Raw genomic sequence first — 12,408 nt, 5'->3', positions numbered from 1 at the left:
GGTCTCCGGTGGTGGTCGGCGCGCGGCTACTGCCGCGCCGCAAAGCGATCGGTCGCGGCAATCAGCTGGTCCATGATGCCCGGCTCGGTCCACGCATGGCCGGCGCCTTCGATCAGGTGGAAATCGGCCGCGGGCCACGCCTGGTGCAGCGCATAGGCATAGCGCACCGGGCACGGCATGTCATAGCGGCCATGCACGATCACCCCTGGGATATCGGCCAGCTTGTGCGCGTCGCGCAGCAGCTGCCCGTCTTCCAGCCAGCAGCGGTGCGTGAAGTAATGGTTCTCCAGGCGCGCGAACGCCAGCGCGAAGTGCCCGTCGTCGTGCCTGGCGCTGTTGCCGGCATCGGGCAGCAGCGTGATGGTCTCGCCTTCCCAGACGCTCCATGCGCGCGCCGCTTCCACCTGCTTGTCCTGGTCGTCACCGGTCAGCAGCTTGCGGTACGCGGCCATCATGTTGCCGCGCTCGGCCTCGGGCACCGGCGCCTGGAAGCGCGCCCACTTGTCGGGGAACATCTCGGACACGCCGTATTGGTAGTACCAGTCCAGCTCCGCCTGCGACACCGTGTAGATACCGCGCAGCACCAGCTCGCTGACGCGCCGCGGGTGCTTCTGCGCGTAGGCCAGCGCCAGCGTCGAGCCCCATGAACCCCCGAACACCAGCCAGCGCTCCACGCCGGCCAGAATGCGCAGGCGCTCGATATCATCGACCAGGTGCCACGTGGTGTTGGCCTCCAGCCCCGCATGCGGCGTCGAACGCCCGCAGCCGCGCTGGTCGAACAGCAGCACGTCATAGCGCGCCGGATCGAACAGCCGCCGATGGTCGGCAGAAATCCCCCCGCCCGGCCCGCCGTGCAGGAACACCGCCGGCTTGGCGCCGGGCGTGCCCACGCGCTCGTAGTAGACGACATGCCCATCGCCGACATCCAGCGTGCCGGTTTCATAGGGCTCGATTTCAGGATAGAGGGTGCGCAGGGCTGGCATGGATGCGGGTCTCCGGAGGTCGGGAGCCATAGTCTACCCGGGTGGCGATCGCTGTGCCGCGGAGAGCCGGCTGGACGTATTCGTGCACACGATGTGTCCATGGCCGATTACACCCTGCCCCTGGAACACGTCAGCATCATTGAAGTCCTGGATTCGGCGCGCTGGCCTTCAGGCGCGGCATGGCCTGCGCGGCCATGCCGCCATGCATCAGTTGCGCGGGCCGGCACCGGCCTGGCACTGCAGCCACGGATAGCGCTCCGTGTCGTTGTCACCGTAGTCCGGATCCAGATACACGTAGCAACGCTGGATACGGAAGTCCCGGATTTCAAAGACATCGCACCACAGGCCGGCGTGGGTCACGCCGGCCCGCCAGCTACGGCCCGACTTGGTGGTTCCGCTCGAGGTACCCTCCACCACGACCAGGTCGCCCTGCTGGATAATGTTGGCATGCGCGATATCGTGGCTCACCGACTCCAGGATACCCATCAGGTCCCGGAACAGCGATTCGATCTGCGCCCGCCCCCGCGCCATCCCCCACTTCGGGAAATAGAACGCCGCATGCTCGTCGAACAGCTCCGCGACGCTTTCGCCGCGGTCCATGCGCCGGAAGTACTCCAGCGCGATTGCCTTGCGCTGCTCGTCGGTCATCGGTCTGGTTTCCATGTTTCTGCATCTCCTGTTCTTTTGGAGAGGGCACGCCGGCCGGCGGCCGGCGCCCCCACGCGTTACTTGGCGATGGATTCCAGCGCGCTGTAGGTCATGTCGCTTTCCTTGATCTTCGCTTCGTTGAGCTTGTAGCCGCGGAAGAGATAGACGGAGGCGTGGCGCGCCTTGAAGTCGATGATGTCGCCCTGGATCGACGAGGAGTACTTCGTGCCATCCTCGCCCGTCGACGGCGTCATGTGGAAGTTGATGAATTTCCAGAACTCGCCCTTCTTGTCATAGGCCTCGCCCATGTACACGCGGGGATAGTTCACGTCCATATAGACCACCTTCTTGCCATAGGGGTGCTCGTTCGGCGGCGTACCCTCGATCACCCAGACCTCGCGAGGCTGCCAGGTCTGTATCGGATTCCAGTACGGGGGATTGCTGAGGTCCACCGTCTTCCATTCCTCCGGCGTCCCCTTCTTCGACGGGTTGTAGCCAAGCTTCGCATCCGAGATGGCCAGGATCCAGCGGCGGCCTACCAGCTTGACCTTGGGGTACCACGAAGGCCGCGCATTCCACACATAGATATCATCGTTGAGCACGTCGAGGCCGCCTACCGGGTCCATCCATGCGCCACCCGACAGGCGACGGGTGCGGCGCGCCGATTTGATATAGGCCCAGCTGTCCTCCACCTTCGGGCTATCGTAGCGGATGGTAAAGGTGCCGACCCCCTTGATGTCTTCCGGCGCCGTCGCCACGAACAGGGTCTTGCTGAGAATGCCGCCATCGCCCAGCACCGGCTTGTCGCCGCTGATCCGGCCCTTCATGTAGTACCGCTGGAACAGCCAGTCCTGCGTCGACTCCAGGCCCTTGTCGCCGCTGATCATCAGGAAAGTCGCCTTGTTGTTGATGACGTCGCCTTCCGGGGAGGCGTAATAGAAGTTCCAGATCAGCTTGTCGCCCGCGAAGGGGTCATTCTGGCTGACTTCAGGGAAGGGGATGCCGGCCACCCACCCGGTCACTTCGCGGGTTTTCTCATCGAACTGCGCCTTGCCGGCGTTCTTCTTCGTGGCCTCGAGGTACTTGGGATCGAGCTGCACGGGCCTGGCATGGCCGAGCGGAATCTTCAGGCCGGTATTCCGGATCTGCCACTCGAGCTTCTCGGTCAGCAGGCTCGCAATGGTGTGGCCATCGAACGTGTCGTTCTTGACCTTGTCGATGTTGGCCTTGTCGATCACGGTGCCGACGGGTAGCTCGGCGGCCAGCGTTGCCGCCGGGCCGGCGCTGAACGCCGCGAGCATGCACAGCGCGAGAGTCTTCTGGATGCGATTCATGGTGTGTCTCCTGCTTAAAACTGTCGTGTCAGACGAACAAGGAACTGGTCATTGCCGGCAAACGATCCGAACAGGCCGGTCGAGCTTTCGACCTGGCCCGGCTGCCGCTTGTACTTCGAGAAAAAGAGATCGGCCTCCAGGACCAGTCTCCAGTGGTCCCCATAAACGAACTCCACGCTTGGGATCAGGAAGGCGCCGCCGCCCTGCATCGATGCGCCGGCCGCCAGCTGGGGATTGATCTTGTCGTTCTTGTAGTTCAGGCCAAGGATGACGGTGGCGATGGTCGAATGCTGGCTCGCCGCCCTGCCGTACCCCACCAGGTTGACGATGTCATCCGAGCGCTTGTAGTTCTGGATCCACTTGTCGAACACCTGCACAGAGAAGAACGACGGCCGGCTGGTACCCAGCAGCCTGGTCAGGTTCAGGTTCTTGTCGATCCGGAACATGGCGGTGACCAGGTCTTTCTTGATGATGCCGCCAAACCCCGGCAGGGCACCGCCAAAGAAGTTGGTGCCTACGTTGTAGGGCGCATTGCGCGTGTAGACCAGTTCCGTGCTGAGCACCGAATCGATGGCCGGGACGTAGCCGCTGACGGTGGCGCCAAACAGGTCGATCTTCGGAAAGATGAAGTCACCGAGCGCGCCGGTTGGCGCCTGGCCCGACGGCGCGAAGGCCGAGTTCACCACGGGGTCGTTGCTGAACGTCTTCAGGTAGGCCAGCGAGTAGTTGACCGGCCCGGCAATGCCTTCCCAGCGAACGCCACCGGTCTTGTCGCTGACATTGGCGCCCGGCTGGCGATAGTTGTAGTTCAGCGCGCCGGGAGCGAGGAAGTCCACGCCCTTGTATGGCTGGCCGGCCCAGCGGCCGCCATATAGATCGTAGCTGTTGCCCACGTCGCGGTTCCGGTCGATGCCGGGGCGGAACAGCAGTTGCAGGCTGCCATCCGCCTCCGGGACATTCACCTTGGCCTTGAGCAGGAACAGCGGCTTGCGCAGTTCATCGCCCTCGCGCTCCAGGAAGGTGCGCCAGCGGTAATCGAAGCCGTTGACCAGGTCGAGCGCGCGGAAGAAGTCGGTCTCCCCCCAGACCACCTGCTGCTTGCCGATACGGAAATTCACGCGCTCCACGGGCGAGAAATCCATGTAGTACTCGCGCAGGTCGGCCTGGTCATACTGGTCCATCAGGTGGCTGCCCGGGCCCCCGGCGGAATTTGTCCGGTTCAGCTGCTCCAGGTCTTTCAGGTACCGCGTCTTGTATTCCCCGTCGGCCCGCCCGACGACTTTCCACGAGACCGGCCCGGTCTTTGCATCGGCATCCAGCAGCAGCGAACCACGCAGCATGGACGGCGAAAATCGGTCGTTCCGGCTGGTCTCCGGCGGATTCTGCAGATTGAAAGACGCCCAGGTGCGGGCGTATCCGCCCAGATGGAAGCTGTAATCCTCCGAGCCGCCCTCGCGCTCCGCCGGCCGGTCTGCGCTGAGCGCGGCCGGCTCGTCCGGCTCCGCCGCGACGGCACCTGGCGAGGGCGCCAGGAATGCCAGCGCCAGCCCTGCCGCTCCGGCCTTCATGCCAAGTTCATGCCAAGCGTTCACTTTCACTGTCTCCTCCATTGATGTCTTATTTCTTGTTCTCTTCCCCGCAGAACGGGATCTAGGCTTCCGGTACCGTGCCCATGGCTACGCCGGGGTGTTGCGGCGCCTTGCTCTCCGCCGCCGTCTTCACGATGAATGCGGGCCGGAACACCAGCACCATGGCCGGCATGATGAACAGGGCGCTCAGTGCCGATACGAACAGCCAGATCGCCATCAGCACGCCCATGTCGGCCTGGAATCGCAGCGACGACGCGCACCAGAGCACCACGCTGGCAGTCAGCGTGAGCGCGGTCACCACCACGCCGCGACCGGCGCCGTACAACGACGCAACCGTGGCCGCGGGCAGGTCCTTGCCCTCGCCGAGCTTTTCCTTGATGCCGTCAACGATGTAGAAGGCGTAGTCCACCCCGAGGCCGATGCCCAGCGCCGCCACCGGCAGCGTGCTCAGGTTCATGCCGATGCCTTTCCACGCCATGTAGCTGAAGGTGATGGTGTTGGAGAGGATCACCGGCACCATGAAGAAGAAGCCGGCCGTCACCGAGCGGTAGGCCACCGCACAGCAGATCACCAGCACCAGCAGGGCGAGCGCGATGCTCTCGATCTGCCCGGCAAGAATGACCTCGTTGACCGCCGCCAGCACGCCAACCAGGCCGCCCGCCAGGCGGTATGTGCCTTCGGCGAGCGGATGGGCATCGACGTAGGCCTTGAGCCGTGCCATGGCGGTGCGGATGCTTTCGCCCTGGTGGTCGCGGAAGTTGAATGTCACCGAGGCGTCTTGCGCCTGGACATCGGTGAAGCGGGCCATGTCGCCCGGATCGGAGCCCGAGACGAACATGTACATCAGCTCGCCGTTCTCCTGAGCCGTGCTGCCCAGTTCCTGGTAGCGCGGATTGTTCTCGTTCAGGACGCGCCGGACCATCGGGATGACGTCGGCGATCGAGAGGCTGCCGCCGATCTCCGGCTGGGCTGCCATGTAGCGCTGCAGTCCAACCATGCTCGCGAGCACAGTGGGTTCCTTCACCGCATTGGGCTTGTGGCCAGAGAACACCGCGTACAGCCGGTCGGCGCCCTGGAACTGCCGGTTGATCGCCGCCGCATCGCGGTTGTATGCAGAGTCTTGCCAGAGAATGGGCGAGCCGGGCTGCGCGTCCCCTACCTGAATGCGGGTGGCATACCAGGCGGAGACACCAAACACGGCAACCGCGCCGGCAAGCACGCCATAGCGCCAGCGCGTGGTGGCGCTGCGCACGCAGACACGCAGGATGCGATCGAGCAGGGGACCGAGGTCCAGGCGATGGGCATGTCCGCGCGGGTAGCGCACCCAGGAAAGCAGGACCGGCGTCATCACGCAGGCGCTCAGCGCGATCGTCATCACCCACACCGTGCCGATGATGGAGACCTTGTGCATCAGCGGAATCGGCGTCAGCACCACGACCACCATGCAGCCGGCGTCGGCGATCACGCCCAGCATGCCCGGCTTGAACAGTTGCAGCATGCTTGCCCTGGCCGCCGCGTGGGTGGTCTGCGCGCCTGCGGCAATTTCTTCATCGAAGCGCGACACCAGCTGCACGGAATGCGAGATGGCCCTGGCCGTGATCAGGAAGGCGATCACGATCACCAGCGGATCGAGGTTGAAGCCCAGCAGGCGTGCCACGCCCAGCGCCCAGATGGCGCTGCTCAGTCCCGCCAGCAGGGGCAGCAGCGTGCCGCGCCAGGTACGGGCAATGATGAACAGCAGCAAGACCAGGCAGCCGATCGTGAACAGGAAGATGTGCAGGGTCTCCGGCAGGAAGTGGTTGACCCAGCCATAGAGGATGGGCTCGCCGGTCACGCGCACCCGCACGCCGTCGCCGCGCGCCGCATCGGCGATGGCCATCACCTGCGGGAAAATCTTGTTGTAGTCGGCGGCGCTCTCATAGAAATCCACCGTGACCAGGGCAGCCTTGAGGTCTTTCGAGACATAGGCGCCATAGGCCAGCGGATTGTTCAGGACCGCCTGCTTCAGGGTATCCAGCCCCGCCTGGTCGTGCGGGACATCGGGCCACATCAGCGGGCTTGAATCGATGGCATCGGTCGAACCGCGGATCTCCTTGAGCTTGCGCGATGCCAGCGAAACGATCTGGAACTGATTCGCGCCGTCGACCTGCTGCAACGCGGACGTGACCGTCTTGATCTTGGTGAGGAAGGCGGTGTTGAAGATGTCCCCTTGCTCGGACTCGAGCACGATGCTGACCACGTTCGAGCCGCCGAACGCCTGCTTGTACTGCTCATGGACCTGGATATAGGGGTGGCTGCGCGGCAGCAGGTCCTCAAAGACGGTTCTGACTTCCACCCTCAGGGCGGCTACCAGCATCGCTGCCGTCACCAGAAGGAAGATGCCGGTCACGTAAGCCCGCCGGCGTATGCAAGCCTCGACGAAGCGCTCGAGCCTGCCCTGTTCCATCGTATTCATGTTCTCCTCCAGATTCCTGTTGACCGGCGTTACAAGGCGGCCATCTCTTCCACGGCAAGGCGCGATCCGGCGACGTAGTACTTGCCGCCGCGTGGCTGCACCCTGGTGTACCAGCCACGGTCCTGCGGGGCGAAGCGGGTCTGCCGCCAGTTGCCGGCATCGTCGCCGGCCACCAGGACGATCCCCTTGTCGCCCACCGCGATCCATTGCCTGCCATCCCAGGCAACATCGAAGAGATCCTCCTGTGTCGCCCTGGCGGCCTGCTTCCAGCTGGTGCCGCCGTCATGGCTGACCAGCACCGTGCCGCCCAGGCCGACGGCCACGGCGTCGCTGGCGCCCCGGAACCTGACCGACATCAGGCTTTGCTTGACCGGGCTGGCGACGCTGGTCCAGCGCTCGCCGCCGTCGCCGGAAACGCGGATCTGGCCGAACTCGCCCACCAGGCATCCAAGTTGCCCGTCAAAGGCAATGCCATTCCACGCGGTGTCCTCGCCCTGCGCCGCGGATTGCCAGGTCTTGCCGTAGTCACGGGAACGCAGCAACACGCCACCACTGCCGACCGCCCAGGCGCCGCCGTCCTGGCTCACTTGCACCCGCATCAGCTTGTTGCTGATCGCCGACTTGGGGGCTTGTGCCGGCGTCCATGTGTGCCCGGCGTCGTCCGTGGTCAGGACCACGCCTTCATTGCCGACCGCAACGGCCCGGCGCGCATCCCAGGCGGCGACATCCTGCAAGGTCTCGTGGCTGGCCGTGCCCTGCCTGCGCCATTTCTGCCCGGCATCGTCGCTGTGCAGGATCTTGCCGTTGGTGCCCACCGCCCACATCTGGCCATCGGGCAGGACGGCGATGCCGTAGAAGGCGTCGCCGCGCTCGACAAGCGGCTGCTCGACCGGCTTGCCTACCGGCCGGGGCTTGACGAACAGGCCGGCATAGAGGAGCCCGCCGATGATGGCCAGGGGCAAGCCCGACAGGATGATGCGTTTGATACGTTCCATGATTCGCGTCTTCTTCTGAAAAGTCATGCAAGGCTGCAGGCGTGCCCATGCAGGACGCGCGGGCCTGCGGCGGGGCGCACGCCACCCCGCAGGGTTTCACTGCACTTCATTGCGGAATCCGATGAGCAGGCGCCCGGTCGCTCAAGCGCGAACTGAATGGCTTGCGCCGCGCCTGGGCGGAAGCTAGGCGGCGCCGGACCTCAGCAGGGTCCGCACCGGGTAAGTGAAGTCGATTGGCATGGTGTCTCCTTGCCTCTGGCTGGCGGCGGATGCGCCCAGGCGCTCCGCCGTCTCATACCGTCCTGGTCTTGTGATTCGGTGTGGTGCGCAGCGATCGGCTGAATGCTGCGCCAGGCATCTTCAGTTCGCGCAGGCACTGGCGCTTTGCAGCGCCCGCTCCAGCTCCTCATGCAGGATGCGCGGATTCTCATGGGGAGCAAACTGGATGAAGCGCTCGATCTCCACCCGTTCGAGCAATCCCTCCCGGTAATACGGGTCTGCCTCGATCAGCGATTCCGCCTGTCCCCTGTCAGCGCAGCTGACCGCGAGAAACAGGCCTTGCGCACGCCCGTCCTCCCAGCACAAGGCACCGGCGCAGACAATGTCCGGCAAGCGGGAGATGACGTGGCGGATGTGCGCAGGGCGAAGCCTGAGGCGCTTCTGTTCCACTTCCTGCCGAAAGTAGCCGCGGATGATGTATGGCATGGCAAATTCCTCGACTGCGGCGCTCAGGCATCGGACCCTGCGCACAAGGGATGAGACTGCTGTCAATGTCGCCGCAAGCCCGTCGCCGTGCCCGCGGCCGCTTATCAGGCCGGGTCGGCCCCTTCATACGCGCGCTGCAAGAGTTCGCGGATCGGCCCTCGTTCGATCGGACGCGGATTGGGATAGGGTGTCGCGACCACCAGGTCGGCGGCGCGATCGAGACCATGCGCCGGCATGCCGATCTCGCACAGGGTACGCGGCACGCCGAGCTGGACGCCGAGCTCGCGCAACCCGGCGGGAGCAAGCGCCGTCCCTAGCGCACGGGCAATGCGTGCCATCGCTTGCGGCGCCGCCGCGGCGTTATAGGCGAGCGCGTAAGGCAGCACGACGGTATGCACCTCCGCATGCGGCAGGTTGAAGCTGCCGCCCAGCGTATGGCACAGCTTGTGGTGAACGCCCATCTGCAGGTTGCCCAGCACGGTGCCGCACAGCCAGGCGCCGTACAGCGCATCGCTGCGGGCAGCGACGTCCGCGGCATTGAGCCTCAGGCGCGGCAACGCGCTCGCCAGCGCGCGAATGCCCTCTTCCGCCATCAGGCTGTAGACAGGATTGCCATCGCTGGCATACAGGCCTTCGGCCGCATGGGCGATGGCATTCATTCCGCTCGTCATGCTGAGGCCCTGTGGCAGGGTCAGCGTCAGCTCAGGATCGTAGATCACACTGCGCGGCGCCACGCGCCAGTCGCGGCCGGTCTTCTTGATTCCCGCGTCGGTGATCCCGTAGAGCGGCGTCATCTCGGAGCCGGCATAGGTCGTCGGCAAGGCGATGATCGGCAGGTCGGATTCGAGCGCGATCGCCTTGGCCAGGCCGATGGTCGAGCCACCGCCGACGGCCACACAGCCATCGCCGCCCACGCGCCTGGCGACATCGACGGCGGCGCGTGCAACGTCGGCAGGCACATGCATCACGGCATTGCCGTAGACGCCCACGCATCGGTCCCCCAGGATGTCAGCGATCTGCTGGCCCAGGGCAACCTGCTCGGGCGTGGTCAGCACCAGCACCCGCCTCAGGCCGAGTTGGTCCATTTCCCGTGGGAGGGACTGGCGCGCCCCGCTGCCGAAGACGACGCGGGCGGCGCGGGTTTCATGTACAAATGACTGCATGCTCACTGCTCCTGGCGGACGATCAACAGGTCCCTGGCGTGCAACGGGCCAGGATGGTGTTGGCATAGGCGATTTCGGCATCGCGAATACCGTGCTCGATGGCGGGCTCCACCTTGGTGGTTACCTCGGCGCCGACGGCCCTGAACCATGCAGCCGACTCGCGCACGCTGTCGGCGGGCACGTGGGGGTCATCGTCCCAGGTGGAAAGCAGCACCGGCACCCCCTCCAGCCGGCGATGCGAGCTGTCGCGGGGCATGCCTGGCGGGCCGATCAGTCCACCCGTGAACGCGATCAGTGCCGCGTATTTGCGCTGCTGGCGCCAGAGGAACTCGCTGCACAGGCAGGCGCCCTGCGAGAACCCGACCAGCACCTGCGATTCAAACGGGAAGCCCATCGCCCGCAGCGCCTGCGACAGGGCCTCAATGCGTTCCAGCGCCTGCGAGAGCCGCGGTTCATTGGCTTCGAGCGGCGCGATAAAGCGCTCCGGGTACCAGGAGTTGTCCGCCGCCACGGGCGCAAACCATGCGATATCCGACCGCCCGATGCGGCTGACCAGCAAGTCATGCATCAGTGCGGGCGACTGGCCGCGGCCATGCACAAGAATCGCGGCGAGCTTCGCGTTGCCGGCGGGAGCGTCGAATACGCTCAGCGGCGTTTGCAGATGGGGGTTGGTGTCAGGCATAGTCTTCCCGGCGTGCCATACGCCGGATTTCAGTACTTCAGGTTTTCCAGCGATTGCAGGATGCTGGCGCGCTGGCTTTCGAACTGCGGGGCGATCTTCAGCTCCGAACCGAGTTGCTCGTACGGCTCATCGATCAGGAAGCCCTCAGGCTTGGACACTGTGGCCTCGAACATCGCCCCGCTGGGCGTGCGCACGTAGATCGATTCGAAATACCCGCGGTCCTTGCGCTCGGAGGTATCGGTCAGGCCCATCCCCTCGAGCCGTTTCTTGACCAGGTCCTGGACTACACGGTCCGCCACCTGGAACGCGCAGTGGTGCACCGTACCCTCGCCATAGGTCCAGCTCGCCTGGGGCAAGCCAGGTTCGAGCGCATAATCGACAAACTTGCCGGAACCGCCTTCGCCGAACGCGTAACGCATGTACTTGCCGTCCCGCGCCACCTCCCTGCCCGACCAGCCGGTCTGCATGAACTCCTGGGAAGTCTCCAGCTCGCGCACGTTGACCGCGATGGTATGCAGGCCGCGGATGGCGAACTCGGCCGGCACTTCGCCGTTGGAGTAAGGCTTGCGTGCGTCGTCGGCAATACCGATCAGCTCGTACTCGACGCCGCAAGGATGCGCAAAGGCCAGGACCTGCTCTCCGAACCGCTCCGAGCGGCGCACCGCGAAGCCGTGGTCGGCCAGGCGCTTCTCCCAGAAGGGAATGGCCGACACCGGCACCGACAGCGCCAGGCTGCCGATCTGGCCAGTGCCGCGTTGTCCTTTGCGCCCGAAATGCGCGACCGGGAAGCAGGTGATCAGGGTGCTCTCCTCACCGAGGTCGTTGCCGTAGTACAGGTGGTAGAACGGCGTGCCGCCGTCATAGATCAGCGTCTTCTTGACGCTCTTGAGCGAGAGCACCTTGGTGTGAAAGTCGTAATCGTCCTGGGCAGTGCCCACGCTCAGGGTGATATGGTGGTGGCGCTGTATGGCCTGGTCTGCCTGCGTCATGGTTGTCTCCTCCTGCGGTTTGCTGATGGGTGGCGCCGAAGGACTGAGAGAGTCCACTCGCGGCGCTCGGGGATAGTCAGTCTGGTCAGTCCGCCGGGTGCTCCGGCGTCATCGCGTCATCGACCAGATCCCAGATGAACCGGCCCGATGGCTCGCGTTGTTCTTCGGCAATATGCGCAATCAGCCCGGCGGCGCGGCTGAGCACGGCGAAGCCGCGCATGAGCGTGGCAGGAATGCCGATGTCGCCGAGGACGGCGGCGATCGCGCCCGTCGCATTGATGGTGATGTGGCGTCCGGCGGCCGCATCCACCTCGGCGGCCAGTTGCGCCAGCGCCTCACAGCGTGATCCGTAGGTGCCGACTTCGCGCGCCAGCTCCAGCAAGGCAATCGCGCGCGGATCGTCCGGCCGGTGCAGGTGATGGCCAAAGCCCGGCACCGCTTCACGTCTGGCGCGGTAATCCGTGGCGATACGCCGTGCTTCGTTGGCCCCGTCTGCGCCTGCCGCCACGATGCGATCGAGCAGCCCGGCGGCGGGCTCCATCGTGCCGATGAAGCGGCTGGCGACCGCAAGCAGGCCGGCGGCGACACCGGCCTGGAGATTCTCCGGCGAGCTCGCGTAGATCATGCGCGTGGCGATCGCGCTGGGCGTCATGCCGTGCTCCATCAGCGTCACCAGCACGGCTTCGACGATCCGCCGCTGGGCCGCCGTCGGCATGTGGCCGAAGGTCTGCTTCATGAAGACGTCTACAAAGCTGGCCTGGCCGATCAGGTCGCGCACCAGGTCATCGTCGCCGTAGTAGACAGCCTGCGTGGTGTAGTGGCAGAGCTTGGTGCGGGGCACACCGGCCTCTTTCGATTGGCTCAT

At 65.2% G+C, this 12,408-nt stretch carries 11 protein-coding genes; all 11 read right to left on the bottom strand.

All coding sequences use genetic code 11. From position 1 onward, the window contains the following. Positions 1-26: 26 nt before the first annotated feature. On the bottom strand, positions 27-983 hold the full coding sequence (gene pip / locus ACZ5MJ_RS26420; protein WP_464223870.1) for a prolyl aminopeptidase: 957 nt from the start codon (positions 981-983) through the stop codon (positions 27-29). Positions 984-1,190: 207 nt separating this feature from the next. Then, positions 1,191-1,646 (bottom strand): nuclear transport factor 2 family protein, encoded by a 456-nt coding sequence (locus ACZ5MJ_RS26415; RefSeq protein ID WP_464223869.1) that lies wholly within the window; start codon positions 1,644-1,646, stop codon positions 1,191-1,193. 62 nt (positions 1,647-1,708) lie between these two features. After that, on the bottom strand, positions 1,709-2,965 hold the full coding sequence (locus ACZ5MJ_RS26410) for a DUF1329 domain-containing protein (RefSeq protein ID WP_464223868.1): 1,257 nt from the start codon (positions 2,963-2,965) through the stop codon (positions 1,709-1,711). 14 nt (positions 2,966-2,979) lie between these two features. Beyond that, complete coding sequence (locus tag ACZ5MJ_RS26405; RefSeq protein WP_464223867.1) at positions 2,980-4,563, bottom strand: DUF1302 family protein; 1,584 nt, start codon at positions 4,561-4,563, stop codon at positions 2,980-2,982. A gap of 52 nt (positions 4,564-4,615) precedes the next feature. Continuing rightward, entirely contained in the window at positions 4,616-7,009 is a 2,394-nt protein-coding gene (locus ACZ5MJ_RS26400) for an efflux RND transporter permease subunit (protein ID WP_464223866.1), read from the bottom strand. 29 nt (positions 7,010-7,038) lie between these two features. Then, positions 7,039-8,004: a WD40/YVTN/BNR-like repeat-containing protein gene (locus tag ACZ5MJ_RS26395; protein WP_464223865.1), complete on the bottom strand. Its 966-nt coding sequence runs from the start codon at positions 8,002-8,004 to the stop codon at positions 7,039-7,041. A 360-nt stretch (positions 8,005-8,364) separates the two neighbouring features. Continuing rightward, complete coding sequence (locus tag ACZ5MJ_RS26390; RefSeq protein WP_464223864.1) at positions 8,365-8,709, bottom strand: YciI family protein; 345 nt, start codon at positions 8,707-8,709, stop codon at positions 8,365-8,367. Between the two features lie 104 nt (positions 8,710-8,813). Beyond that, positions 8,814-9,872 (bottom strand): maleylacetate reductase, encoded by a 1,059-nt coding sequence (locus ACZ5MJ_RS26385; protein WP_464223863.1) that lies wholly within the window; start codon positions 9,870-9,872, stop codon positions 8,814-8,816. Positions 9,873-9,894: 22 nt separating this feature from the next. After that, entirely contained in the window at positions 9,895-10,554 is a 660-nt protein-coding gene (locus tag ACZ5MJ_RS26380; RefSeq protein ID WP_464223862.1) for an alpha/beta hydrolase, read from the bottom strand. A gap of 29 nt (positions 10,555-10,583) precedes the next feature. Continuing rightward, positions 10,584-11,543, bottom strand: coding sequence for a VOC family protein (locus tag ACZ5MJ_RS26375; RefSeq protein WP_464223861.1), 960 nt, complete (start codon positions 11,541-11,543; stop codon positions 10,584-10,586). 85 nt (positions 11,544-11,628) lie between these two features. Next, positions 11,629-12,408, bottom strand: coding sequence for a citryl-CoA lyase (locus tag ACZ5MJ_RS26370; protein WP_464223860.1), 780 nt, complete (start codon positions 12,406-12,408; stop codon positions 11,629-11,631).

The organism is Cupriavidus sp. LA-1, from assembly GCF_055385985.1.
The sequence above is the reverse complement of the archived record's forward strand: the minus strand, read 5'-3'. Positions and strand labels throughout refer to the sequence as shown.

Bases quoted from the DNA above. Each gene is read 5' to 3' on its own strand.
- pip (WP_464223870.1), bottom strand. From the start codon at position 983: ATGCCAGCCCTGCGCACCCTCTATCCTGAAATCGAGCCCTATGAAACC.
- ACZ5MJ_RS26415 (WP_464223869.1), bottom strand. From the start codon at position 1,646: ATGGAAACCAGACCGATGACCGACGAGCAGCGCAAGGCAATCGCGCTG.
- ACZ5MJ_RS26410 (WP_464223868.1), bottom strand. From the start codon at position 2,965: ATGAATCGCATCCAGAAGACTCTCGCGCTGTGCATGCTCGCGGCGTTC.
- ACZ5MJ_RS26400 (WP_464223866.1), bottom strand. From the start codon at position 7,009: ATGAATACGATGGAACAGGGCAGGCTCGAGCGCTTCGTCGAGGCTTGC.
- ACZ5MJ_RS26395 (WP_464223865.1), bottom strand. From the start codon at position 8,004: ATGGAACGTATCAAACGCATCATCCTGTCGGGCTTGCCCCTGGCCATC.
- ACZ5MJ_RS26390 (WP_464223864.1), bottom strand. From the start codon at position 8,709: ATGCCATACATCATCCGCGGCTACTTTCGGCAGGAAGTGGAACAGAAG.
- ACZ5MJ_RS26385 (WP_464223863.1), bottom strand. From the start codon at position 9,872: ATGCAGTCATTTGTACATGAAACCCGCGCCGCCCGCGTCGTCTTCGGC.
- ACZ5MJ_RS26380 (WP_464223862.1), bottom strand. From the start codon at position 10,554: ATGCCTGACACCAACCCCCATCTGCAAACGCCGCTGAGCGTATTCGAC.
- ACZ5MJ_RS26375 (WP_464223861.1), bottom strand. From the start codon at position 11,543: ATGACGCAGGCAGACCAGGCCATACAGCGCCACCACCATATCACCCTG.
- ACZ5MJ_RS26370 (WP_464223860.1), bottom strand. From the start codon at position 12,408: ATGAGCCAATCGAAAGAGGCCGGTGTGCCCCGCACCAAGCTCTGCCAC.